Source organism: Bradyrhizobium australafricanum (assembly GCF_020329495.1).
Lineage (GTDB): Bacteria > Pseudomonadota > Alphaproteobacteria > Rhizobiales > Xanthobacteraceae > Bradyrhizobium > Bradyrhizobium australafricanum.
Genome location: NZ_JAGKJL010000036.1, coordinates 1 through 25,091, shown reverse-complemented (window position 1 = coordinate 25,091; position 25,091 = coordinate 1). Strand labels below are relative to the sequence as shown.

Here is a 25,091-nt window from a genome sequence, read left to right as displayed (position 1 = left end):
TCGCCGCTAGAGTGCTGCCGTCTGCCGGAGATGGTCGTGCATCCCACCGCGTCGATCGCCACCTGTTTCAGGAAGTTCGCTGATTTCACCGGACGGGCTTCGCGCGCCGAGTTCTGGTGGTTCTTCGGCTTTTGTCTGCTGCTCCTGCTCGCAGCCCATCAGCTCGACACGACGGTCTACGCCGCCGTCGCAATAGCGCTGCCGCTGTTTGCCGTGACGGCCCGGCGCTTCCACGACAGTGGCCTGACCACCGGCCTTGCGGTGTTCTTCGCCGTTGCGCCGTTTGTCATCTTCTACTTCTTTTCCGCTGTCCAGGATCGCATCGAGGCATGGTTTGGCGTGCACGTGCCGTATGGATTGATCGCCGCGATCCCGGCGACCTGCGCCTTTGCTTTCTCTGCCTTCTGCTTCCTCGCCGCACTCGGCCGCCGAAGCCTGCAGACCGCTTCGACGGTACGGGCGAGGTCCGGCGTCGATTCATCGGAAGCAAATCCGGCCGTGCTCGCCAGGCAAGAGGCGGAACGCAAGGTCTCCGGTTTTTCCAAAGCCGTCATGGCCGTATTCGCGATCCCGGCGGATGGCGGGACGTCGGCCGTCGCCGACAAAACCGACCCCGGCGTCACCGCCGCGTGCGGGATCGTCGTCGATCTCTGCGCGCGTTACGGACACGGCATCACCTCACCGCCATTCAACGCGCTGTTTTCCGGATCAGGGGCGCGACTTGAGGCCGCCGGCTGGCACGCCCTACCGGACGGCGGCGCGGAGATCGACCTGAACCATCGCGCAAGCACCAGCATCGTGCGCAATTGCGCAGTTGAACTGCGCAAGGACGCGGGACAGATCGACATTGCCGGCCTGCTGCACAAGGAGAAAGAGCAGTTGCAGGCGGCCGAGACGGCGACGCCGGAACAGGATCGGACGACCGCCTATTACGCGCTCGACGGAGCGGGCGCAGCCGGATTCATCGCGATCGAGAAGCTGCATCAAAGCTACAACACCTATTTCCGAATCCGCATCTGCCTTACCGAAGGGCATGGGCGCGCCGCGATGGAGACCCTGCGATCGTCGACGCTCTACCAGGCATTTCGCCACGCGTTCTCCGATGGCGCGCCGCCCTATCCCGCGTTCGGCCAGAGAATCATCAAGGGCTATCAGCCGATCCTCTACCGGGACGGGCTCGGCATCTCACTCGAGGTCACCGAACTCGGAGCCGGGAGCGCAAAAATGCTTGCCGGCCGCGGGCTGCATCTTCCGCCGGTCTACGTCGATTTCGAGATGCATGAGCGGATGATGTAACGGGACTGCGCTCCGGTTGTCTGCGGCATTCCGCTCCTCTTTGCTCGTCATCCTGAGGCGCGAGCTCTTGCGAGCCTCGAAGGATGAACGGCCCGGCTGCCGGCTGGGCCGTCGTGCTTCGAGACGCGCGTTCCGCGCTCCTCAGCATGACGGGGAGAGAGTTGAGCGCACGGCACCCAGGATAACCTCACGCCGGCACGTTGGGATCCGGCGTCACCTTCGGGTCGGGCTTGTTGACGAGATAGAGCCCGGCGATCACCAGCAGCGCGGCGACGCCGAACACCGCCGTCAGCGTGTCGTGCATGATGAAATAGGCCGCGACGACGCCGAACAGCGGCGTAACGAAGGTGAAGGCCGACAGCTTGCTCGCGGAGTAGCTCTTCACCATCGCAAACCAGATGACGAACGTGCAGCCGACCACCCAGACCGCCTGATAGGCGAGCAGCGAGATCGACAGCGCGCTCGGCACATGCTCGATGCGCTCGCCCGCGATCCAGGCGGCGAGGCCGAGGATCGGAATCGAGATCGCGACCTGGTAGCCGAGCGCCTTTTCCGGCGCCGCCTTGCGCAGCTGTGTGCCCTTGGCGACCAGCGTGGTCGCCGCCCACAGCGCGCCGCCGCCGACCACCATGAGGTCGCCGAGCAGCACCTTGGCGTCGACGTTCGGCTGCGGCACGCCGATCGCGAGCGCGACGCCGGCAAAGCTCAGCGCAAGCCCGCTCCACTGCACGGTCGAGAGACGCTCGCCGAGGAACTGGTGCGAGCCGAGCGCAACGAAGAACGGCGCGGTGTAGAGGAACACCGAGGCGCGCGAGGCCGAGGTGAAGACGAGGCCAGTGAAGATCAGCACGAACTCGCAGCCGAACATCAGCCCGGCGATGATGCCGGGGACGAGGGTGCCGTCGCGCTCGAAGAATTTGACGCCGCGCAGGTGGCCGACGATCAGCATCACCGGCAGCGCGCCGGCGGAGCGGATCATCGCCTGCAACATCGGCGGCACGTCGGGCAGCGCGAGTTTCACCGCAAGCTGGTTGAAGCCCCAGCTCACGCACAGCATCAGCATCACGGCGATGGCGCCGGGCGGCAGCCCATGCCCGACGCTGACGGGCCTCGTGACGCTGGCGGAGATCGCTTGGGTCGACATGTTTCCTCGTGGGCCGGCTTGGTGCCGTGTTGTTAATTGCCGGTTGGGCTCCCTCGCCCCGCTCTTGCGGGGAGAGGGTTGGGGTGAGGGGCCGTCGCCGCAAATTCGATAGAGGCGAGCGTGCGGAGAGTCCCCCTCACCCGAAATTCGCTACCCCGAATTTCGACCTCTCCCCGCAAGCGGGGCGAGGTAGCTCGAAAGCAGTGCGAGTTAGCTGAAACCATCGCGCCATCACGTCTTCTGGCAATGCGCGCAGGTGCCGGCGATCTCGACGACGGAGAGTTTCGGGATGAACCCCGAGGCCCGCGCCGCCGCGGTCAGGCTTTGCGCGACCGGGGCGGCCGGGATCTCGCCGACCGAGCCGCAATGGTCGCAGATCAGGAACGCCACCATCGAGGTCTCGTCATGGTCATGCGCGCAGGCGAGGAAGGCGTTGCGGCTCTCGATGCGGTGCACGAGGCCGTTCTCCATCAGGAAGTCGAGCGCGCGGTAGACGGTAATCGGTGCCGGCCGCGGCATCGTCTTGGCCAGCTCGTCGATCACCTCATAGGCGCCGAGCGGGCGATGGCTCGACAGCAGCGCCTGCAGCACCTGACGGCGGATCGGGGTGAATTTCTGGCCGCGGCGCGCACAAACCTGCTCGGCATGCGCCATCGCGTCCGCGGCGCAGCGGCCGTGATCGTGGTCGGGGGCAGGAAATGTCGGCTTGGCCAGGCTCATTGCCTCGATATGTAGCATTTGCGCGCCCGTTCCCAAAGCCCGGCTCCAAACCCCGGTCCGCCGCCGCGTTGCAGCCATGCCCGCAATGCGGGGCAGCCTCGCGTTAACCCGGCATGCAGAAATCATAAGCAAGCTTATTATATCCTAAGCTTATGGAGGCAGGATCGATGCGCGGTTCCGTGGACACCGATTTCTTGTTTATGCTGGGCGAAGTGTTCCGGCTGATCCGCGTCTATGCGGACAAGGAGGCCGCACGCTACGGCATCACCCGCGCGCAATGGGCCGTGCTGTCCAAGGTGGAACGCCAGGAAGGGTTGAAACAGACCGAGCTCGCCGAGCTGCTCGAGGTGCAGCCGATCACGCTGACGCGGCTGATCGACAAGCTCTGCGACAATGGCTGGATCGAACGCCGCAGCGACGAGAACGATCGCCGCGTGAACCGCCTCTATCTGAAGAAGGCCGCCCGCCCGCTGCTCGGCAAGCTCGCCGGCCTCCGCTCCGAACTCACCGCGACCGCGCTCGAGGGCATCAGCCCGACTGACGCGCATCGCCTGCTCACCCAATTGGAATCGATCAAGGAAAACGTTCGCAATGCCGTCCAGACCCCAGCCGGCGAACCCTCCCGAAAGGAACAGCGCTATGGCTGAACCCGTCCTCAAACTGGCCCCCGAGCAGAAGAGCAATCCGGGCGAGCCTGCGCCGTTGGGCAAGGCCAGCCGCGCGCCGCGCCGTCGCCTGATGGCGGGCCTGCGGCGCTATCGCCGCACGCTGCTGCTGGTCGTGCTGCCGACCGTCGCCGCGATCGGCGGCATCGTGTTCTATCTCAATGGCGGCCGCTATGTCGGTACCGACGACGCCTATGTCGGGGCGCAGAAGGTGCTGATCACGCCGGAAATCTCCGGCAAGATCGACAAGATCGTCGTGAAGGAAGGCCAGCACGTCAAGAAGGGCGACGAGCTGTTCGAGATCGACCCGGTGCCGTTCCGTCTCGCGGTGGCGCAGGCCAAGGCCGCGCTAGACCAGACCAGGACCACCTATGACAACCTGGTCGACAACATCAAGATCAACGGCAGGATGCTGGAATTCGCCCAGCAGAGCATCGAATTGAAGAAGCGCGACGTCGATCGCAAGTCGACCCTGGCCAAGCAGAATTTCGGCTCGCAGCTCGACCTCGACAACGCGGCGAATGCTCAAGTGACGGCCGAGAGTCTCGCGCAATACATCAGGCAGCAGATCTCCAAGGACAAGACGCAGCTGCTCGGCGATATCGACCTGCCGATCGAGCAGTTCCCGCCCTACGCCCAGGCCAAGGCCAAGCTCGACGACGCCCAGCGCAATCTCGACCACACCGTGCTGCGCGCGCCGATGGATGGCGTCGCGACCCAGGTCGACCAGATCCAGCTCGGCCGCTTCGTCGCCGCCGGCTCGCCGGTGTTCTCGATCATCGATGTCGACCATCCCTGGGTCGACGCCAATCCGAAGGAAAGCGACTTCACCTATGTCGCGGTCGGCCAGCCGGTTGAGCTCGACGTCGACGCGTTCCCGAACCATCGGTTCAAGGGCAAGGTCGGCTCGCTGTCGCCCGGCACCGGCGCGCAGTTCGCGATCCTGCCGCCGCAGAACGCGACCGGCAATTTCGTCAAGGTGGTGCAGCGCGTGCCGGTGCGGATCTATTTCGACGAGAACGATCCGTTCGTGAAGAAGCTGAAAGCTGGCATGAGCGTCTACGCGACGATCGACACCAACCACCGCCGTACGCTGGCCGGCCTGCTCGGGCTGGCGCCGGCCTCGGCGCACCCGGACCACCAAGAGTAATGGATGAATGAGAAGTGATCGAACCCACGTGCTCGCTCACCTCTCCCCTTGTGGGAGAGGTCGGATTGCATCGCAAGATGCAATCCGGGTGAGGGGTTCATCTCTCTCATGGGACCAGATCCCCCTCACCCGCGCCTTCAGCGCGACCTCTCCCCATCGGGGAGAGGTGGTCTACGCCGCTTGCGAACAGGACCGACCTGAATGAATGCACCGTCACCATCCGCCGTGCCCGGCATGCGCCGGAACATGGTGACGATCTGCGCGATGACCGCGACGATCATGCAGGCGCTCGACACCACGATCGCCAACGTCGCGCTGCCCTATATGCAGGGCTCGCTGTCGGCCTCGCAGGACCAGATCAACTGGGTGCTGACCTCCTACATCGTCGCGGCCGCGATCATGACCGCGCCGGTGGGCTGGATCGCCAACCGCTATGGCCGCAAGCGCATCTTCATCATCTGCTCGGCCGGCTTCACCGTCGCCTCGGTGTTCTGCGGCCTGGCGCAGGACATCAACCAGATGGTGCTGTTCCGCCTGCTGCAGGGCGTGTTCGGCGCGGCGCTGGTGCCGCTGTCGCAGGCCGTGATGCTCGACTCTTACGCGCTGCATGAGCGCGCGAAAGCGATGTCGATCTGGGGCATGGGCGTGATGATGGGCCCGATCATGGGGCCCTCCCTCGGCGCCTGGCTGACCGAGACCTATTCCTGGCACTGGGTGTTCTTCGTCAACCTGCCGTTCGGCGCCATCACCGTGCTCGGCCTTGCCGTCTTCATGGACGAGACCAAGCAGGACCTCAATCTGCGCTTCGACTGGTTCGGGTTCGGCGCGCTCGCGGTCGCGATCGGTTCGCTGCAGCTCGCGCTCGACCGCGGCGAGCAGCTCGGCTGGCTGGAATCCAACGAAATCATGATCGAATTCATCGTCTCCGCGGTCGGCTTCTACTATTTCTTCGCCCATTCGCTGACGACCAGCCGGCCCTTCATTCAGTTCGCACTGTTCAAGGACAAGAACTTCCTCGGCGGCTGCGTGTTTATGACTGTCATGGGCCTCGTGCTGTATTCGACCATGGCTCTGTCCTCGCCCTATCTGCAGAACGTGGTCGGCTACCCGATCATCACCGCGGGCCTGTTGTTGGCGACCCGCGGCGCCGGCACCTTCGTCGCGATGATGCTGGTCGGCCGCATGATGCGCTATATCGAGGCGCGCACGCTGATCATCTCCGGCCTGGCGCTGACCGCGGCCTCGCTGTTCCAGATGACCGGCTGGACCGACATGACGCAGGCCAACGAGATCATCGTCGTCAGCGTGGTCCAGGGCTTTGGCTTCGGCCTCGTGTTCGTGCCGCTGTCGACGGTGGCGTTCATGTCGCTGCCCAACCATCTGCGCACCGACGGCACCTCGATGCTGACGCTGCTGCGCAACGTCGCAAGCTCGGTCGGCATCTCGATCGTGATCGCGCAGCTGACGGAAGGCGGACGGCGGATCTACGCAAAGCTGTCGGAGCAGATCAATCCGTTCAACCACGCGCTGCAGATGCCCGACGTATCGGGCATGATCAACCTCAACACCGATGCCGGCCGCGCGATGGCCGACAAGATGGTGGCGGCGCAGTCGCAGATCATCGCGTTCTCGCACGACTACCAGCTGGTGATGCTGTTCATCCTGGTCTCGATCCCGCTCACGCTGATGATCGGCTCGACCAAGGCCACGCTGCGCGCGCAGTCCGCGTCGTCTGATCATGCCGCGGTGATGGAGTAGATTCTCCTCCGTCATTCCAGCGCTCGTACCGGACTTTTCGACCCGTCATCCCCGCGCAAAGGCTTCGCCTCTGTCGCTGGAGGTGCGAGCCTTGCGGCGCCATTGCGCCGCTGGGCGAGCCTCGAAGGATGCACGGCCCCAGTTGGGCCGTCGCCCTTCGAGACGGCCGCTTAGCGGCCTCCTCAGGGTGACGGTGATAGAGATGACACTCCCTCCTAAAGCGCAAGACGCCGCAGCCGCAAGCCGCGTTGACTTTCCGACCTCGCCTCCCAATACTCCGCGAAAACAAGCAGACCCGTCATACAACTGACGGTTTCAGGGGAGGACGCGATGCCGACTTCACGCAGGACGCTGCTGAAGACTTCAGCGGCTGCCGCAGCTGCTTTCAGCTTGGATTGGACACGGGCGCAGGCGCAGGCCGAAACGGTCCGGATCGGCGTGATCTACGACCTGACCGGCCCGTTCGCCGCCGGCGGCTCGGTGGCCTCCTCGATCGGCACCCAGATCGCGATCGACCTCGTCAACGAGAAGGGCGGCATCGGTGGCAAGTACAAGATCGCGCCGGTCAACGTCGATTCCCAGAGCAAGCCTGATGTCGCGATCAACGAGGCCAATCGCCTGATCGACCAGGAGAAGGTCGACATCCTCAACGGCGTGTTCGCGAGCTCGCACGCAGTGCCGCTCGCCGCCAAGGTCGAGCAGCAGAAGCGGATCCTGTGGATCACCACCGCGGTCTCGACCGCCGTGTTCAAGGACAAGAACCTGCAATACGTGTTCCGCGCGCAGATCCATTCCGACCAGTACGGCCAGGCGTTCGCGAGCTTCATCAACGAGCACGCCAAGGCCAAGCTCGGCATGGAGCCGAAGGACGTCAAGGTGGCGCTGATCCATGAAGACGGGCCCTATGGCGTCGGCGTCGCCGCCGCCGACGAAGCCTTCGCCAAGGAGGTCGGGCTGCAGGTCGCGCTCAAGGAAGGCTATTCCGCCTCCGCGCCCGATCTCTCGGTGCTGGTCACCAAGCTGAAGCGCGCCAAGGCCGACGTGATCTCGCATGCCGGCTACAATCCCGACATCACGCTGTTCCTGCGCCAGGCACGCGAGAGCGGGCTGAAGTTCAAGATGCTGTTCGGCGCCGGCGCCGGCTACAGCCAGCTCGACAAGCTGCGCGCGACCTTCGGCGCCGACATCGACAATTTCTGCAACATCGATCCGGTGCCGGCGCAGCTGCTCGATCCCGCCAAGCTCGCGCCGGGAATCGGCGATCTCACCAAGACCATGGTCGCGCGCTACCGCGAGAAGACCAATGCGACCGAAGTGCCGCCGCACTGCTCGATGGGCTTCAACCAGACCTGGATCCTGCTCAACAATGTGCTGCCGGTCGCCAAGGAGAAATATGGCGGCTTCGATCCCGAGGCGATCCGCAAGGCGGCGCTCGACGTCGACATCCCCGCAGGCGGCACCATCCAGGGCTATGGCGTGAAGTTCTATCCGCCGGGCACGCCGCTGTCCGGCCAGAACGAGCGCTCGACGCCGGTCGTGATGCAGAACGCCGGCGAGCGTATCACCGTGGTGTGGCCGACCAATATCCGGACGCAGGATCCGGTGTTCCCGCTGCCGAAGGGATCGGTGTACGCGGCGTAGGGACGATCGTTTGCTGTGCGGCTCGCCGGAGAATTATCCCCGTCATCCCCGCGCAAAGGCTTCGCCTTTGTCGCTGGAGGAGCCCGCACTTGCGTGCGTCTCGAAGGATCGACGGCCACCGGCCGGGCCGTGCATCCTTCGAGACGCGCTACGCGCTCCTCAGGATGACGGGTCTGGCGTGAGTATACGCGCGTAATCTCGTCGTTCCCGCCACCCTACAGCACCACCCGCCTGCCCTCATCCGCCGCCCAGTAGCCGGCGTAATTCACCCTGGTCGTCTCATACGCCAGCGCGAGGTCCGCGAGGGGCTGCCGGCCAGTCGCAATGCACTCCATGAAATCCTGGATCTCCTGCAGGTAGCCGCGGGTCCATTCTTCCTCGAGACAGACATATTGCCAGCCGGTTTTGCGATCGACCTTTTCGGTGATGTAGACCGAGGCGAGCTTCTCCTCGCTCGTCTGGTAGCTGGTCAGATGCGTGTTCGGGGTGATGTTGGCAAACAGTGAGCCGCCGCTCGTATAGGTCTCGATCAGGTTGCGTACGCCGCCCATGATCATGTCGCCCGAAAACACCGTCGCCTTGGTTCCGTCGGAGAAGGTTGCGGTTAGCGTGCCCCAATCCTCGACGTCGACCGGATTGGCCTTGATGTAGGCGCGCTCCTCGGATTTAAGGCCGGCAGTGACATTGCCGACGTCGCAGGTGACGCTGGCGACCGTGATGGCCTCGCCGCGGGCTTTGGCCTCGACCTGCTTGAGATAGAGCACCGCCGACAGGGGATGACAGCCCATCCGGATCAGCGAGCCGCCGCCGGTCATCGCCCACTCGGCGGCATGCGCCGCATGCGAGCCGGAATGGCTCTCCTCGCCCTTCATGAACAGGATTTTGTCGCCTGTCGCGCGGATGATCTCCGCGGTCTTGGTCACCGCCGGCGCGTAGATCCAGTCCTCGGCATACATGAAGAGTTTTCCGCTTCGCTCGATCGCGGCGCGGGTCACCTCCATCTCCTCCATCACCCGCTGGTACATCAGCGCTTTCGGCACGTGCCTGCCGATCGGCGCCTTGTCACCGTCGCGGCCGAAATAACCGCTGAACGGCTTCTCGCAGATCACGTGCTTGCCCGCCTGCATCGCCTCGACGATCATCGCGGCGTGAAGGTTCGGCGGGGTGCAGATGTCGATAACGTCAAGCTCGCGGTCGGCGATCAGCTCGGCGAAGCTGCGATAGGCGTTCGGGATTGCGTGCTTGCGCGCGAACGCATTGACATGATCGCCGCGCGCCGCGACTGCCCTCACCTCGACGTCGACGCCATAGACGCGCCGATAGGCAACCATATGCAGCTCCGACACGAAGCCGCAGCCGGCCAGCCCGATCCTGATTTTTGTCATTTTGTGTCTCCGCCCTTCAGGCGGGCGCAGCGTAGCGTGCGGCCATCACCGCGTCGAACGCATTTGCCATGACATCAGTCGAAGGCATCATCGTCGTGAACAATTCGAACGCGTCCGCTGCTGCGTGGATCGCAAGATCGCGCCCGGTCAGGACTTTGGCGCCCTTGGCCTTGGCCGCCAACAGCAACGGCGTCCAGAGCGGCGTGTAGACCGCGTCGGCGACCCACATCGACGGATGCAACAAGCCGTCCGGCACGGGACTGTCGCGGCTCGGCAGCATGCCGACCGGCGTTGCGTTGACGACGCCGGTCGCGCCATCGACCGCGGCCTCGATGCTGGCGACACCACGAACCGCATGACGGCCGGCCAACTGACCGGCCAGCCGCGCGACCTTCGCGGCATCGGAGTCGAAGATGCGCAGCTCACCGACGCCGAGGATGGCGAGCGCGTAGGCGATCGCCTTGCCGACGCCGCCGGCACCGATCAGCGCGATCGGTCCGCGCGGCGCTGATGCAAGCAGCGGCGTGATCGCACGCACAAAACCTGACGCGTCGGTGTTGTGCCCGACCAGCCGCGTGCGATCGGCGATGATGGTGTTCACCGCGCCGATCGCGCGCGCATCGGGTGCGAGGTCATCGATCAGATCGACGACCGCCTCCTTGTAGGGAAAGGTGACGTTGACGCCGGCAAAGCCGAGCCGCCGGATGCCCTCGAGCATCGCGCGCAGATCGTCGCGTCCGGCGCCTTTGACCTCGATGAGCTGGTAGTGACAGCGGACGCCGAGCGCAGCTGCGGCCGCTTCGTGCATCGCAGGCGCCGCCGAATGCGCGATCGGATAGCCAATTAGCCCCGTCAGGAAACGGTCGCGCATTGTCCCTCACGTCAGTCGCGTTCAGCTCATGCGGTCGAGCCGAGCATAGCTGTCTTCCATGCCGTGCTCCATGCCGGTCGCGAGCATCGCTGCGCGCGTTTCGGCATCCGGCAAGGTCATCCTCATCGTCATCAAGGTGCCGTCGCCGTCGGGCGCAAAGCGCGTCTCGACCTGATTGTCCGGCGTCGGATCCGGCAGATGCATGCGCTCGACATGCACGATGCGGCTGAACGGTTCGAGCGCGAGATATTCGCCGGTCAGATGAAAGCCGCCGCCCTTGCCGTCGGTCCATTCGTAGCGGATCCGGCCGCCGGGCTTCGCCTCGCTGATGCAGACCGGCATGGTCCAGCCGTCGGGACCGAGCAGCCATTTCTGCAACAGCTCCGGCTCGGTATGCGCGCGATACACCGCCTCCGGCGGCGCGACGAAGCGCCTAGTCACGACGACATGGCGGTCGCCTTCGGTCTTCAGCGTCAACTTGCTCATGGGGATACCCTTCACTGCTCAGGCTTCATTGCGGCCAGCACACCGTCCAGCCGGTCGTAGTTGGTTTCCAACGCGCGGCGCAGCATGCCGAGCCATTGATCGATCTCGGCAACCGCTGACGGCGCCAGCCGGCACGGCCGCTTGGTGCCGTCGATGCGCCGCACGATCAGGCCGGCGCCCTCGAGCACCTTGAGATGGCGGGAGATCGCGGGCTGGGTCATGTCGAACGGCTCGACCAGCTCCATGACAGTCGCCTCGCCCAGCGCGAGGCGCGCCAGGATCGCCCGGCGGGTCGGGTCGGCGAGCGCGGAAAAGGCGGCGTCGAGGTTGGCCATGCTTTATCTCGTATCGGTTATATAATAATCTTGTTATATAACCGATACGGCATGGTCAAGCCAAATCCACTGCGGCGAACGCGCGCAGCGGATTTTTCGGCCGTCCCCCAATGTTGGATTGGCGCGCCGCTCGCGGTGCGCAGCTAGACGTCGAAGAACACCGTCTCGTTGTCGCCCTGCAGATGGACGTCGAAGGTGTAGACGTTGCCCGCGCCGGCGTTGCGCCTGGCGATCAGCGTCGCGCGGCGCTCCGCCGGCACCAGCGCCAACGTGGAGTCGCCGGCGTTGCCGGCCTCGTCGTCGAAATAGATCCGGGTGTAGAGGTGCAGCAGCATGCCGCGCGCGAACACCGCGAGCAGGATGTGCGGCGCCTGCGGCTTGCCGTCGGCATCCGGCACCACGCCCGGCTTGATGGTGTCGAAGGCGTAGCCGCCGTTCTTGTCGGTGCCGCAGCGGCCAAAGCCCTTGAAGCTCGAATTGGGCAGCGCGCGCGCATCCTGCGGATCGGAGAAGCGCCCTTGTGCGTCGGCCTGCCAGATCTCCAGCATGCAATCCGGGATCACGGCGCCGTCGCCGTCATAGACCTTGCCCTCGACGCGGATGCGCTCGCCGGACACATCGGGCGTCAGCAGATTGCTGGTGAAGGCGTCGTTCCATTCGTATTCGCCATTCGGCGTCAGGCCGTACTTGAAATAGGGGCCGACGGTCTGCGAAGGCGTGATTCCATCAGGACGCGGGTTCGACACTTACCTGGTCTCCATCGGCGTGGCACTCTGCCCGCGCAGCACGATATCGAAGCGGTAGCACAGCGCCCATTCCGGCTTGGTGTTGTCGAGATCGAACGACGAGATCATCCGCGCCCGCGCCTTCTCGTCGGTCACCGAGTTGAAGATCGGATCGAACGGAAACAGCGGATCGCCGGGGAAATACATCTGGGTCACAAGCCGCGAGACGAAGGAGTGGCCGAACACCGAGAAGTGGATATGCGCGGGCCGCCAGGCATTGTGGTGATTGCCCCACGGATAGGCGCCGGGCTTGATGGTGATGAACTTGTAATAGCCCTTGGCATCGGACTGCGTGCGGCCGGCGCCGGTGAAGTTGGGATCGAGCGGCGCCGGGTGCTGGTCGACGACATGGATGTAGCGGCCGCAGGCATTGGCCTGCCACAGCTCGACCAGCGTGTTGGGCACGCCACGGCCGTCCTCGTCGAGCACATAGCCGTGCACGATGATGCGCTCGCCGAGCGGCTCGCCCTTGGCCTGGATGGTGAGGTCGTTGTCGTGCGCGCGCACGGTCTCATGACCATAGACCGGCCCGGTCAGTTCCGAGAGCGTATGCCGCATCGGGATCAGCGGCTTCTGCGGCGAACGCTTCACGGTGGAGCGATAGTCCGGCGACAGCCGCGCCGGATGGGCCGCAAGCGATTGCAGCGGGTACAACAAGGTCATGGCGAATTCCTCCGCGGCCCACGCGCCCGGTGAGCTCACGTCAGATCATTATAATGCATAACCAAATTGGGGAAGGGCTGTTTTCAGCCCCTCCAAGTCATTGGCTTAATTCAGCTTTTCAATCGCGACCGCGACGCCCTGGCCGACCCCGACGCACATAGTTGCCAAGGCAAGCTTCCCGCCCCGCTTCTCCATGCCGTGCACGGCGGTCAAGACCAGCCGCGCGCCGCTCATGCCGAGCGGGTGGCCGAGCGCGATCGCGCCGCCATGCGGATTGACGAAATCGGCGTCTTCCTTGACGCCGAGCTGGCGCAGGCAGGCGATGCCCTGCGAGGCGAAGGCCTCGTTGAGCTCGATCAGGTCGAAGTCCGACACCTTGATGCCGAGACGCTCGACCAACTTCTTCGTTGCCGGCACCGGACCGATGCCCATGATGCGCGGCGGCACCGCGGCCGAGGCAAGGCCGAGGATTTTTGCGCGCGGCGTCAGGCCGTGCTTCTTCACCGCGGCTTCGGAAGCGAGGATCATCGCGGCGGCGCCGTCATTGACGCCGGACGCGTTGCCCGCGGTCACCGTGCCCGGATTGCGCACGATCGGCTTCAGCTTGGCGAGACCTTCGAGCGTGGTCTCCGGACGCGGATGCTCGTCCTTGTCGACGGTGATCGGGCCGGCCTTGCCGCCGGGCACCTGGATCGGAACGATCTCCTCGGCGAAATAGCCCGACGCAATCGCCGCGCCCGCACGCTGCTGCGAGCGGATCGCCATCGCATCCTGATCGGCGCGCGACACCTGGAATTCCTCAGCGACGTTCTCGCCGGTCTCCGGCATCGCATCGACGCCGTACTGCGCCTTCATCAGCGGATTGATGAAGCGCCAGCCGATCGTGGTGTCGTAGATCTCGGACGAACGCGAGAAGGCTTCCGCGGCCTTGCCCATCACGAACGGCGCGCGCGTCATCGATTCGACGCCGCCCGCGATCGCGAAATCGATCTCGCCGGCGCGGATGGCGCGGCCCGCAGCGCCGACTGCATCGAGGCCGGACGCGCAGAGCCGGTTCAGGGTCTGGCCGGGAACCGACTCCGGCATGCCTGCGAGCAGCAGCGCCATGCGCGCAACGTTGCGGTTGTCTTCGCCGGCCTGGTTGGCGCAGCCGAAATAGACCTCGTCGACCTCGTTCCAATTGAGCGTCGGGTGCTTGGCCATCAGCGCCTTGATCGGGGCCGCCGCGAGATCGTCGGCGCGCACCTTGGCGAGCGAGCCGCTGAAACGGCCGATTGGGGTCCGGACGGCATCGCAAATGAACACATCACGCATTGAATCTCTCCCTGAATGCCGCGACTTAGGCGCTGGATCGGCTGGAACTTGAGGTCGGTTTTAGGAGCGTGCCCGCGGCAGGTCAATTGATGCCATCGCGCGCCCTCCGCGCATTACCGTGAGGGCTGACAAACCGACACCGTGGACAGGGTGGAAAACTCGGCCTTCGCGGATAGGACCGCGTGGCGAAATTCTGTAGTTTCCGCCGTCTGGAGCCTGACGGTTCTGATGAGATCAGAACCGGCCTCCAGATTCTTCATTGGACGCGTTTTCTTCACGCGAACCGGTACCCACTTCTCTCGAAAACGCTCTCATGACCATCCAGCAGCCCATCCCCGTTCCGCTCGAAGCCACTGCCGCCGAGGCGCCGTCGCGCGTCACGCCGATGATGGAACAATATCTGGAGATCAAGGCCGCCCATCCCGGCCTGCTGCTGTTCTACCGGATGGGCGATTTCTACGAGCTGTTCTTCGAGGATGCCGAGATCGCCTCCAGGACGCTCGGCATCGTGCTGACCAAGCGCAGCAAGCATCAGGGCATGGACATCCCGATGTGCGGCGTTCCGGTCGAACGCTCCGAGGATTACCTGCATCGCCTGATCGGCGCCGGCCACCGCGTCGCGGTGTGCGAGCAGACGGAAAATCCCGCGGAGGCCAAAGCCCGAGGCAACAAGAGCGTGGTCCGCCGCGGCGTGGTGCGGCTGGTGACGCCGGGCACGCTGACCGAAGACACGCTGCTCGACGCCCGCACCAACAATTACCTGATCGCGATCGCGCGCGCCCGCGGCTCGGCCGGCGCCGATCGTCTTGGCCTTGCCTGGATCGACATCTCGACCTCCGAATTCATGGTGACGGAGTGTTCGACCGCGGAGCTCGCGGCAACGCTGGCGCGCATCAATCCGAACGAGGCCATTGTCACCGATGCGCTCTACAGCGACAGCGAGCTGGCCTCGACCCTGCGCGAACTGCCGTCGGTGACGCCGCTGACCCGCGACGTGTTCGACAGCGCCACCGCCGAGCGGCGGCTGTGCGACTATTTCGCGGTCGCGACCATGGACGGCCTGTCGGCGATGTCGCGGCTGGAGGCGACCGCCGCGGCCGCGGCCGTCACCTATATCGACCGCACGCAGGTCGGCAAGCGCCCGCCGCTGTCGCCGCCGGCGCGCGAGGCCGCCGGCACCACGATGGCGATCGACCCGGCGACCCGCGCCAACCTCGAACTGACGCGCACGCTGGCCGGCGAACGCCGCGGCTCGCTGCTCGATGCGATCGACTGCACCGTCACCGCGGCCGGCTCGCGCCTTCTGGCGCAGCGTCTTGCCGCGCCGCTCACCGATGTCGCCGTGATCGCGCGGCGGCTCGATGCCGTCTCGGCCTTCGTCGCGGATTCCGCGGCGCGCGAGGACGTCAGGACCGTGCTGCGCGCGGCGCCTGACATGTCGCGCGCGCTGGCGCGGCTCTCGGTCGGCCGCGGCGGCCCGCGCGATCTCGCGAGCCTGCGCGACGGCATCCTCGCCGCCGACCAGGCGCTGGAGCTGCTGGCGCAGCTTTCCAATCCGCCGGCCGAGGTTTCGACCGTGATGGCGGCGCTACAGCGTCCCTCGCGCGATCTGGCGCAGGAATTCTCCCGCGCACTCTCCGAGCAGCTTCCGCTGATCAAGCGCGATGGCGGTTTCGTCCGCGAGGGTTATGAGGCCGCGCTCGACGAAAGCCGCAATTTGCGCGACGCCTCGCGCCTCGTCGTCGCCGCGATGCAGGCGCGTTATGCCGAGGATACCGGCATCAAGACGCTGAAGATCCGGCACAACAACGTGCTCGGCTATTTCGTCGAGGTCACCGCGCAGCACGGCGACAAGCTGTTCGCGCCGCCACTGAATGCAACCTTCATCCATCGCCAGACGCTGGCGGGGCAGGTCCGCTTCACCACCGCAGAGCTCGGCGAGACCGAGGCCAAGATCGCCAATGCCGGCGAGCGCGCGCTCAATCTCGAGCTCGAGATCTTTGAACGCCTGAGCGCGATGGCGCTCGCGGCGAGCGATGATCTGCGCAATGCCGCGCATGCCTTTGCGATGCTCGACGTCGCGACGTCATTGGCCAAGCTTGCGATCGACGACAATTACGTGCGGCCTGATGTCGACGGCTCACTCGGTTTTGCGATCGAGGGCGGCCGGCATCCGGTGGTCGAGCAGGCGCTGAAACGCGATGGCCAGCCGTTCATCGCCAATGCCTGCGACCTGTCGCCGGCGCCGGGCCAGAAATCCGGCCAGCTCTGGCTGATCACCGGTCCGAACATGGCCGGTAAGTCGACCTTCCTGCGCCAGAACGCGCTGATCGCGCTCTTGGCACAGATCGGCTCTTACGTGCCGGCGTCGCGAGCGCGGCTCGGCATCGTTGACCGGCTGTTCTCGCGCGTCGGCGCCGCCGACGACCTGGCGCGCGGACGCTCGACCTTCATGGTCGAGATGGTCGAGACCGCGGTGATCCTGAACCAGGCGAGCGAGCGGTCGCTGGTGATCCTCGACGAGATCGGCCGCGGCACGGCGACGTTCGACGGGTTGTCGATCGCCTGGGCCGCGATCGAGCATCTGCATGAGAGCAACCGCTGCCGCACGCTGTTCGCGACGCATTACCACGAACTGACCGCCCTCTCGGCGAAACTGCCGCGGATGTTCAACGCCACGGTGCGGGTCAAGGAGTGGCAGGGCGACGTCGTGTTCCTGCACGAGGTGCTACCCGGCTCCGCCGACCGCTCCTACGGCATCCAGGTCGCAAAACTCGCCGGCCTGCCGCCGGCCGTGATCACGCGCGCCAAATCGGTGCTGGCAAAACTCGAAGCCCAGGACCGCGGCCAGACCGCGCGTGCTTTGGTCGACGACCTGCCGCTGTTCGCCGTCCCCTCCCGCGCCGCCAGTGAGGACAAACCGCCGAGCGAGGCGGATTTGCTGGTCGAGGCGGTGAAGGCGCTGCACCCCGACGAGATGTCGCCGCGCGAGGCGCTGGATGCGCTGTATGCGCTAAGGGCGAAGCTGCCGAAGGGGTAGCTCCTGTCGTCATTCCGGGATGGTCCGAAGGACCAGACCCGGAATCTCGAGATTCCGGGTTCGATGCTTCGCATCGCCCCGGAATGACGGCGTCAACGTTTTACTTTCCTCCGCCCGAGCTGCCACAGCACCAGATTCCAGACGATGCAGGTAGCGAGCGCGCAGCAGAGGCCGATCGGCGAGCCGAATTGCAGCACCGCGACGTGCAGCACCGCAACCCCGAGGCCAAAGCCCATCAGGCCCCAGGCGCTGTTGGCGAGCACGGCGGCGGTGGCGGGGCCGCCGATGCGCGGATGCAGGATCAGCATCATCGAGGAGAACACGATCGGAAACAGCGCCATGACGCCGGTGACGCGCGGGCCGACCCAGCTTGACGCTGTAACCACGGTGCCAACCAGGCTTGCGACCAGCGCGGCGCGCAGCGGAATGTCGTACCAGCGCCGCGCGATCAGCGGCATTTTCGCGACATGCCGATAGGGCCTCAGCAGCGGGATGCAGATCGCAAAGGTGATGGCGTTGACGATCAGCCCGGCGGCGAGCGACCACTCGAACTGGCGGATGATGGTGGCGAGCACCAGCCACACCGCGATCGCGCTGCCCGCGCTGATCCACATGCTGAAGCGCTGCGCCAGCACGGCGTAGGTCAGGCCCATATAGATCGTGGCGGCGTTGACCGGCAGGCTCGCCAGCGCGCCCTCGGCGATGAAGGCGGCGTCATGGTCGAGCGCGAGGAAGGTGTAGGACGGCCCGGCCGAGATCGGCAGGGTTGCGATCAGCGCGCCGATCACCGGTCCCGAACGCTCCGTGATGATGGACGCGCTGACCACGAATGCGGCCGCAACCGCCATGCGCAGCACGAGGATCAGGACGAAGTGGAGTTCGGGGGACATTTGTTCCGTCGTCCCGGCGAAGGCCGGGATCCATAACCACGACTGTTCGTGGGGAGCGAAAGCCGTCGGGCAGCGGGGCTTGAATCGAGAAGACACGGCGTCTGGGCCCCGGCTCCCGTGCGCAATTGCGCACTAGGCCGGGGCGACGCGCTAAACCCGCTGCATCGTCACCGACACCTTCGGGCCGTTCTTGATGGTCTGATAGACCACGCAATAGCGCTCGGTGAGTTTCAGCAAGAGATCGAGCTTGTCCTGCGGCGCGTCGGTGCCGATCTCGAAGCGGAGGCGGATCTCGCGGAAGCCGACCGGGGTCTCCTTGTCGACGCCGAGCGTGCCACGGAAATCGAGATCGCCCTCGGCGAAGACATTGCCGGGCTTCAGCGGCACGTCGATCGCGGTGGCGACCGATTTCAGCGTGACGCCGGCACAGGCGACCAGCGCTTCCAGCAGCATGTCGCCGGAGCAAAGCTCGAGCCCGGAGCCGCCGGTAGCGGGGTGGAGGCCGGCGATCGCGAGCGCACGGCCGGTCTCGACCTTGCAGGCGATGCTCTCATTGTCGATCGAGCCCTTGGCCTTCAGCGTGATCACGGCGGTCTGGGGATCGGTCTTGTAGCGCTCCTTGATCGGAGCCTGCATTGCGCGGAGTTCGGCGGAGTCCATGGGTCTGCTCCCGGCTATTCTTCTTAAAGCGCGATGAGACTCAGGCTGAAATCGTCATCGCGCTTTAGATTCTTGTTTTAGCATGATCTCTTCGGAAAACCGCTTCACACTTTTCCGGATCATGCTCTAGCCGATGTAAGGCCTTAACGAGCGGATGTCACCACCACATCGCCTCGCCGGCGCTCGATTTGTCCGTGACGTCCCGCACCGAACGGTCGAGCGAGCGGTCGAGCGCGGTCAGCACGCGGCGCTTGAAAGTGTCGAACAGCTCCGATTTGCGGTCGCGCGGCCGCGCCAGGTTGATGGTAATCTCCTCGAACAGCCGGCCCGGCCGCGGCCGCATCACCAGCACGCGGTCGGCGAGCACCACGGCCTCGTCCACGTCGTGGGTGACCAGGATCAGGGTCGGCCGCGTGTCGGCCCACAGATCGAGCAGATGATCCTGCAGATCGCGCCGCGTGAAGGCATCGAGCGCCGAGAACGGCTCGTCGAGCAGCAGCACTTCGGGCTGCGGCACCAAGGCGCGGGCGATCGCGACCCGCTGCGCCTGGCCGCCGGACAATTCGCGCGGCCAGGCCGCGGCCTTGTCGGCAAGGCCGACGCGGGCGAGCGCCGCCACGACGCGCGCGCGCCTCGCCTCGGCCGGAAGGTCGGCGAGGCCGAAGCCGATATTGTCGGCGACGCTGAGCCAGGGCAGCAGCCGCGGCTCCTGGAAGATGATCCCGATCTTGGCGTGCGGCGATGATATCACCGCATTGTCGAGCGTCACGCTGCCTGTGCTGGCGCGGTCGAGGCCGGCGATGGCGCGCAGCAGCGTCGACTTGCCGCAACCGGAGCCGCCGATGATCGCGATGATCTCGCCGGGTGCAATCTCGGCCGAGAACCGCTCCAGCGCGTGGACGCCGTTCGGATAGGTCTTGCCGACTGCTTTGAGCGCGAGCATTACTGCCCTCCCCGCGCGCCGAACGCATCCTGCCAGCGCAGCAGCGGCGCGGCCGCGACCTCGATCAGCCAGTCGGTCAGCTTGCCGAGGATCGCGAAGATCACGATCGCGGCGAGGATCTGCGCCGGCTTGCCGAGTTGCTGGCCGTCGAGCAGAAGGTAGCCGAGGCCTTCGGAGGCGCCGATCAATTCGGCCGCGACCACGAACATCCACCCCAAACCGAGCCCGACCCGCAGCGCCACCACATAGGCCGGCAGCACGGCGGGCAACAGGATGCGACGGATCATGGCGGGTCCGGACAGGCGGAATACGCGCCCGACCTCGACGACCTTGCGATCGACCGACAGAATTGCGCCCATCACGCCGAGATAGATCGGAAAGAACACGCCGACCGCGATCAGCGCGACCTTCGAGGTCTCGAAGATGCCGAGCCAGAGCACGAACAGCGGCACCCAGGCGAGCGAGGGGATCGCGCGCAACGCCTGAACCGTCGGATCAAGCAGCCGCTTGGCGAAATCCCAGTAGCCGGAGATCGCGCCCATGATGGTCCCGGCGACGACGCCAAGCGCAAAGCCTGCGCCGACCCGCCACAGCGTCGCGAGGATATGGCGCGACAGCTCGCCGCTCTTGGCAAGCTCAATGATGGTCTCGAACACCTTTGACGGCGGCGGCACCAGGCGGCCGTTGGAATAGCCGAGAGAGACGACGAGTTCCCAGCCCAGCGCCAGCGCAACCGGCAGCACGAGCCCGAGCACCGGACGCGCATAACGCGACCGTCGCGCAGGTGCACCGGGCGGGGCCGTCTGTTCCAGCGCAGGCAGGTCAACGGTCATGGCCATAGCAAGAACTATTCTTCCGGCGGGATTGCAAGGTGGGGCCAGTCCAACTCCACCCACGTCGTCCCGGCGAAGGCCGGGACCCATAACCACAGAGCGTGGTAATCAAGCGAGCTGGGGCCACAGCCTTGTTCAACAATAAAGCCCTGTGGTGATGGGTCCCGGGTCGCGCTTCGCTTGCCCGGGACAACGAAGGTTAGGTTAACGACGAAGGTTAGTTGGTGGGCAGCGGGACCTGATCGTCGACCAAGGAATCCAGCGCGGCCTTGACGTCGGTCTTGGCGTCGATCACGCCCGCCTGCTGCAAGGCGAGGCCGGCGGCGAGGATCGATTCGCGCTGGGCACTGCCGATCCGGCTGTGGGTCAGCTCGGTGCGCTCCTTGAGCTGCTTGTCGACCACGGCGTCCGGCAGCTTGGTGACGGCGATGAAGGTCTTCTTCAGCTCGTCATAGTTGGCCAGCGAATATTTCCGCGCTTCCTCATACGTCGCGAGCACGCGGCGGACGATATCCGGATGCGCCTTCAGGAACTCCTCGCGCACATTGAGGATGCCCCAAGTGTTGGCTTCCGCCTTGCGGTAGAACAGCTTTGCGCCGTCCTCGACCTCCGCCTGCGCCATCATCGGATCGAGACCGGCCCAGGCGTCGACATCGCCGCGGATCAGCGCGGTCTTGCCGTCGGCGTGCTGCAACAGCACCGGCGTGATGTCCTTTTCGGTGAGGCCGGCGCCGAGCAGCGCACGTACCAGGAAGATGTGCGGATCGGTGCCACGCGTCACCGCGACGCGCTTGCCCTTGAGGTCGGCGACGGACGCGATCCTGGAGTCCTTGGTCGTGACCAGGGCCGTCCATTCGGGACGCGAATAGACATAGATCGACTTGATCGGGTTGCCGTTGATCTTCGCAACCAGCGCGGCTGAACCCGCCGTCGAGCCGAGATCGATCGAACCGGCGTTGAGGAATTCGAGCGCCTTGTTGGAGCCGGCCGACTGCACCCAGACTATGTTGATGCCGTCCTTGGCGAACTCCTTCTCCAGCAGGCCCTTCTGCTTCAGGACCATCGACACCGGATTGTAGGTCGCCCAGTCGATCCGGATCTCCTTCAGCGCGTCGGCGGCGCGCGCCGCGCCGGGCAGCAAGGTCGAGACCGCGAGCAGCGCAGCGAACGTGCGCCGGGAAAATTTTTGCATTCGTCGACCCCCTCGATCAGCTTTAAGAAACAATCTTTTATTTCAATGAGTTAGCCTTGCGGTCAACGAGAAAATCTCTACCCTTTACGGGATGGCGCGAGAACGATCTTGCTCGAAGCGCCGCCATGAAAGCATGGAGCTGCTGTCGTTATACTTTGGTCAGTGACAGCAACGGCTCCGTCCGATATCGGATGAACCTATGGACAGCGTCGTAGCCGAGGCCCGCCCTGAAGCGGATGATCGTTTCGAGACCGAGCGGATCACCGCGGCGGTGAATGCGCTTGCCGAACGGCATGCCGGCCGCGAGGACCAGTTCCGTGCCGCGATGGCGCAGCTGCTCAAGGCCGAGCTGATCGCGGCGCGCGCCACGGCGCAGGCGCTGCTGCTTAAGGACCGTCACGGCCGGCGCTGCGCCGAACGGCTCTGCTTCGTGCAGGACGAGATCATCCGCATCCTCTATGCGGCGGCGACCCGCCACCTCTATCACTCGCCGATCCCCTCGGGCGCCGAGCGCATGGCCGTGGTGGCGACCGGCGGCTATGGCCGCGGGCTGATGGCGCCGGAGTCCGACATCGATCTGTTGTTCATCCTGCCCTACAAGCAGACCGCCTGGGGCGAACAGGTCGCCGAAGCCATTCTCTATTGCCTCTGGGACATGGGGCTGAAGGTCGGCCACGCCACCCGCTCGGTCGATGAATCGATCCGTCAGGCGCGCGGCGACATGACGATCCGCACCGCGATCCTGGAGACCAGATTCCTGACCGGCGACCAACCGCTTTATGACGAGCTGGTCGAGCGCTTCGACAAGGAGGTGGTGCAGGGCACCGCGTCGGAATTCGTCACCGCCAAGCTTGCCGAGCGCGAGGAGCGGCATCGCCGCGCCGGCCAGTCGCGCTATCTGGTCGAGCCCAACGTCAAGGACGGCAAGGGCGGGCTGCGCGACCTGCACACGCTGTTCTGGATCGCCAAATACGTCTACCGCGTGCGCGAGACCGACGAGCTGCTGGAACGCGGCGTGTTCGACGCGCAGGAATACCGCACCTTCCGCCGCTGCGCCGACTTCCTGTGGTCGGTGCGCTGCAATCTGCACTTCTTCGCCGGACGCGCCGAGGAGCGGCTGTCGTTCGACATGCAGCGCGAGATCGCGGTCCGCCTCGGCTACACCTCGCATCCCGGCATGCAGGACGTCGAGCGCTTCATGAAGCACTACTTCCTGATCGCGAAAGACGTCGGCGACCTCACCGCGATCCTGTGCGCCAAGCTCGAGGAAGAGCACAACAAGCCGGCGCCGGTGCTGAGCCGGATGGTGGCGCGGCTGCGACCCGGCACCAAGCGGCGGCGGGTTAACGGCAGCGACGACTTCATCGTCGACAACAACCGCATCAACCTCGCCGCGCCCGACGTCTTCAAGCACGATCCGGTCAATCTGATCCGGATCTTCCGCCTCGCGCAGCAGAACAACCTTGCCTTCCATCCCGATGCGATGCGCACGGTGACGCGCTCGCTCAAGCTGATCAACACCCAGCTGCGCGAGAACGACGAAGCCAACCGCTTGTTCATGGAGATCCTGACCTCCGACAATGCGGAGATCGTGCTGCGGCGGATGAACGAGACCGGCGTGCTCGGCCACTTCATCCGCGCCTTCGGCAAGATCGTGTCGATGATGCAGTTCAACATGTACCACCACTACACGGTGGACGAGCATCTGCTCCGCTGCATCGGCTTCCTGCAGGACATCGAGCGCGGCGGCAACGAGGAGTTCACGGTCGCCAGCGACCTGTTTCGCAAGATCCGCCCCGAGCACCGCCCGGTGATCTATATCGCGACGCTGCTGCACGACATCGCCAAGGGCCGACCTGAGGATCATTCGATCGCCGGCGCCAAGGTGGCGCGGCGGCTGTGCCCGCGGCTCGGCTTCTCGGCGGCCGACACCGAGCTGGTGGCGTGGCTGATCGAGGAGCATTTGACGATGTCGACGGTGGCGCAATCGCGCGACCTGTCGGACCGCAAGACCATCGAGAATTTCGCCGCCGTGGTGCAGTCGGTCGAGCAGATGAAGCTGCTCACGATCCTGACCACGGCCGACATCCGCGGCGTCGGCCCGGGCGTGTGGAACGGCTGGAAGGCACAGCTGTTGCGCACGCTGTATTACGAGACCGAACCGGTGCTGACCGGCGGCTTCTCCGAGGTCAACCGCGCCCAGCGCATCGCGGTGGCGCAAGCCGAATTCCGCCGCGCCTTCACCGAATGGCCGGAGGCGGAGCTCAACGCCTATATCGGCCGGCACTATCCGGCCTACTGGCTCAAGGTCGAGCTGGCGCGCAAGATCCGCCAGGCCCGCTTCATCCGCGCCAGCGAGCAGGCCGGCCACAAGCTTGCGATCAATGTCGGCTTCGACGAGGTCCGCGCCGTCACCGAGCTGACGATCCTGGCGACCGACCATCCGTGGCTGCTGTCGATCATCGCGGGTGCCTGCGCGTCGGCCGGCGCCAACATCGTCGACGCCCAGATCTACACCACGACCGACGGCCGCGCGCTCGACACCATCTCGATCTCGCGCGAATACGACCGCGACGAGGACGAGGGCCGCCGCGCCACCAGAATTGGCGAGATGATCGAGCACGTGCTGGAAGGCAAGCTGCGGCTGCCCGAGGCGGTCGCCAAGCGCACCGTCCGCAGCAAGGCGCGGCCGTTCATCGTCGAACCCGAGGTGACCATCAACAACCAGTGGTCCGACCGCTACACCGTGATCGAGGTCTCCGGGCTCGACCGGCCCGGCCTGCTCTACCAGCTCACCACCGCGATCTCAAAGCTCAACCTCAACATCGCATCGGCCCATGTCGCGACCTTCGGCGAACGTGCCCGCGACGTGTTCTATGTCACCGACCTGCTCGGCGCCCAGATCACGGCACCGACCCGGCAGGCCGCGATCAAGAGCGCGCTGCTGCATCTGCTGGCGAGCGAGGACCAGGCGGCGAAGCCGGCGGCGTAGATCGAATCGTAAGAAGCGTACACGCCTGTCCCGTCATCCTGAGAGTCTGACTCATAAATCACCCAACCTTAGCTGCAGCCGCGAGTCTGCGGGTCAGGAGCCTGATGTGTGCAATCAGCAGCCAGGCAGCTTCGGTTGCCACCGTCGCCTCGAAGTCCTTGGCGAGGCGGCGGCATCTGCCGAACCAAGCGAATGTGCGTTCAACCACCCACCGCCTCGGCAGAAGCTGGAAGCCTTTGACGCCTTGAGGCCGCTCGACGATCTCGACAGTCCATGGACCGCAGTCTGAGAGCGCGTCGAGGAGTTGATTTCCGCGGTAGATCCGGTC

22 protein-coding genes are annotated in these 25,091 nt (G+C 65.3%); 7 read left to right on the top strand and 15 right to left on the bottom strand.

The features are described from left to right. The first annotated feature begins 36 nt into the window (after nt 1-36). Entirely contained in the window at nt 37-1,296 is a 1,260-nt protein-coding gene (locus J6525_RS27950) for a DUF805 domain-containing protein (protein ID WP_225647067.1), read from the top strand. 187 nt (nt 1,297-1,483) lie between these two features. Here J6525_RS27950 and J6525_RS27945 read toward each other — a convergent pair whose 3' ends face one another. Further along, entirely contained in the window at nt 1,484-2,440 is a 957-nt protein-coding gene (locus tag J6525_RS27945; RefSeq protein ID WP_176937302.1) for a DMT family transporter, read from the bottom strand. 231 nt (nt 2,441-2,671) lie between these two features. Next, complete coding sequence (locus tag J6525_RS27940) at nt 2,672-3,160, bottom strand: Fur family transcriptional regulator (protein WP_026191999.1); 489 nt, start codon at nt 3,158-3,160, stop codon at nt 2,672-2,674. 167 nt (nt 3,161-3,327) lie between these two features. On the opposite strand from J6525_RS27940, the gene J6525_RS27935 reads away from it, so the two are divergent. The 4 genes from J6525_RS27935 to J6525_RS27920 all read left to right on the top strand — a co-directional run bounded on the left by J6525_RS27935 (nt 3,328) and on the right by J6525_RS27920 (nt 8,374). Beyond that, a complete protein-coding gene (locus J6525_RS27935) occupies nt 3,328-3,807 on the top strand; it encodes a MarR family winged helix-turn-helix transcriptional regulator (protein WP_225647066.1) in 480 nt (159 codons plus the stop codon). Then, nucleotides 3,800-4,975 carry an HlyD family secretion protein gene (locus J6525_RS27930; protein WP_225647065.1) on the top strand — a complete coding sequence of 392 codons (1,176 nt, stop codon included), beginning with the start codon at nt 3,800-3,802 and terminating at the stop codon, nt 4,973-4,975. Before J6525_RS27935 ends, J6525_RS27930 begins: the two co-directional genes overlap by 8 nt. A 201-nt stretch (nt 4,976-5,176) precedes the next feature. Then, nucleotides 5,177-6,733, top strand: a complete 1,557-nt coding sequence (locus J6525_RS27925; RefSeq protein WP_225647064.1) for an MDR family MFS transporter — start codon at nt 5,177-5,179, stop codon at nt 6,731-6,733. Nucleotides 6,734-7,063: 330 nt separating this feature from the next. Then, nucleotides 7,064-8,374: an ABC transporter substrate-binding protein gene (locus J6525_RS27920; protein ID WP_057016785.1), complete on the top strand. Its 1,311-nt coding sequence runs from the start codon at nt 7,064-7,066 to the stop codon at nt 8,372-8,374. 215 nt (nt 8,375-8,589) lie between these two features. On the opposite strand, the gene J6525_RS27915 is transcribed toward J6525_RS27920, so the two are convergent. From J6525_RS27915 to pcaF, 7 genes are all read right to left on the bottom strand, one after another. Then, nucleotides 8,590-9,759: a Gfo/Idh/MocA family protein gene (locus J6525_RS27915; protein ID WP_225647063.1), complete on the bottom strand. Its 1,170-nt coding sequence runs from the start codon at nt 9,757-9,759 to the stop codon at nt 8,590-8,592. Between the two features lie 16 nt (nt 9,760-9,775). Continuing rightward, the gene (locus J6525_RS27910; RefSeq protein WP_225647062.1) at nt 9,776-10,630 is read right to left on the bottom strand and encodes a shikimate dehydrogenase; all 855 of its coding nucleotides are present in this window, start codon (nt 10,628-10,630) and stop codon (nt 9,776-9,778) included. A gap of 21 nt (nt 10,631-10,651) precedes the next feature. Further along, nucleotides 10,652-11,116 carry an SRPBCC domain-containing protein gene (locus J6525_RS27905; RefSeq protein ID WP_225647061.1) on the bottom strand — a complete coding sequence of 155 codons (465 nt, stop codon included), beginning with the start codon at nt 11,114-11,116 and terminating at the stop codon, nt 10,652-10,654. Nucleotides 11,117-11,127: 11 nt separating this feature from the next. Continuing rightward, complete coding sequence (locus J6525_RS27900; RefSeq protein WP_225647060.1) at nt 11,128-11,451, bottom strand: ArsR/SmtB family transcription factor; 324 nt, start codon at nt 11,449-11,451, stop codon at nt 11,128-11,130. A 143-nt stretch (nt 11,452-11,594) separates the two neighbouring features. After that, the gene (gene pcaG / locus J6525_RS27895; RefSeq protein ID WP_225647059.1) at nt 11,595-12,197 is read right to left on the bottom strand and encodes a protocatechuate 3,4-dioxygenase subunit alpha; all 603 of its coding nucleotides are present in this window, start codon (nt 12,195-12,197) and stop codon (nt 11,595-11,597) included. Next, nucleotides 12,198-12,899 (bottom strand): protocatechuate 3,4-dioxygenase subunit beta, encoded by a 702-nt coding sequence (gene pcaH / locus J6525_RS27890; RefSeq protein WP_225647058.1) that lies wholly within the window; start codon nt 12,897-12,899, stop codon nt 12,198-12,200. It lies immediately after the preceding gene. Between the two features lie 105 nt (nt 12,900-13,004). Beyond that, nucleotides 13,005-14,213 (bottom strand): 3-oxoadipyl-CoA thiolase, encoded by a 1,209-nt coding sequence (gene pcaF / locus J6525_RS27885; protein ID WP_225647057.1) that lies wholly within the window; start codon nt 14,211-14,213, stop codon nt 13,005-13,007. A gap of 313 nt (nt 14,214-14,526) precedes the next feature. Between pcaF and mutS the strand changes: the two genes are divergently transcribed. Further along, the gene (mutS, locus tag J6525_RS27880) at nt 14,527-17,253 is read left to right on the top strand and encodes a DNA mismatch repair protein MutS (protein WP_225647056.1); all 2,727 of its coding nucleotides are present in this window, start codon (nt 14,527-14,529) and stop codon (nt 17,251-17,253) included. 92 nt (nt 17,254-17,345) lie between these two features. On the opposite strand, the gene J6525_RS27875 is transcribed toward mutS, so the two are convergent. The 5 genes from J6525_RS27875 to J6525_RS27855 all read right to left on the bottom strand — a co-directional run bounded on the left by J6525_RS27875 (nt 17,346) and on the right by J6525_RS27855 (nt 21,771). Beyond that, nucleotides 17,346-18,143, bottom strand: a complete 798-nt coding sequence (locus J6525_RS27875; RefSeq protein WP_225647055.1) for a hypothetical protein — start codon at nt 18,141-18,143, stop codon at nt 17,346-17,348. Nucleotides 18,144-18,293: 150 nt separating this feature from the next. Beyond that, nucleotides 18,294-18,803, bottom strand: coding sequence for an OsmC family protein (locus tag J6525_RS27870; protein WP_225647054.1), 510 nt, complete (start codon nt 18,801-18,803; stop codon nt 18,294-18,296). 157 nt (nt 18,804-18,960) lie between these two features. After that, a complete protein-coding gene (locus tag J6525_RS27865) occupies nt 18,961-19,746 on the bottom strand; it encodes an ABC transporter ATP-binding protein (RefSeq protein WP_225647053.1) in 786 nt (261 codons plus the stop codon). Further along, the gene (locus tag J6525_RS27860) at nt 19,746-20,579 is read right to left on the bottom strand and encodes an ABC transporter permease (RefSeq protein ID WP_225647108.1); all 834 of its coding nucleotides are present in this window, start codon (nt 20,577-20,579) and stop codon (nt 19,746-19,748) included. The genes J6525_RS27865 and J6525_RS27860 overlap by 1 nt, the downstream gene beginning before the upstream one ends. Before the next feature lie 217 nt (nt 20,580-20,796). Further along, on the bottom strand, nt 20,797-21,771 hold the full coding sequence (locus J6525_RS27855; RefSeq protein ID WP_225647052.1) for an aliphatic sulfonate ABC transporter substrate-binding protein: 975 nt from the start codon (nt 21,769-21,771) through the stop codon (nt 20,797-20,799). Between the two features lie 199 nt (nt 21,772-21,970). Here J6525_RS27855 and J6525_RS27850 point away from each other — a divergent pair, with 199 nt between their 5' ends. Further along, nucleotides 21,971-24,763, top strand: coding sequence for a [protein-PII] uridylyltransferase (locus tag J6525_RS27850; RefSeq protein WP_225647051.1), 2,793 nt, complete (start codon nt 21,971-21,973; stop codon nt 24,761-24,763). Nucleotides 24,764-24,821: 58 nt separating this feature from the next. On the opposite strand, the gene J6525_RS27845 is transcribed toward J6525_RS27850, so the two are convergent. Beyond that, on the bottom strand, nt 24,822-25,091 hold a 270-nt coding region (locus J6525_RS27845), incomplete at its 5' end, for a transposase (protein WP_225645685.1).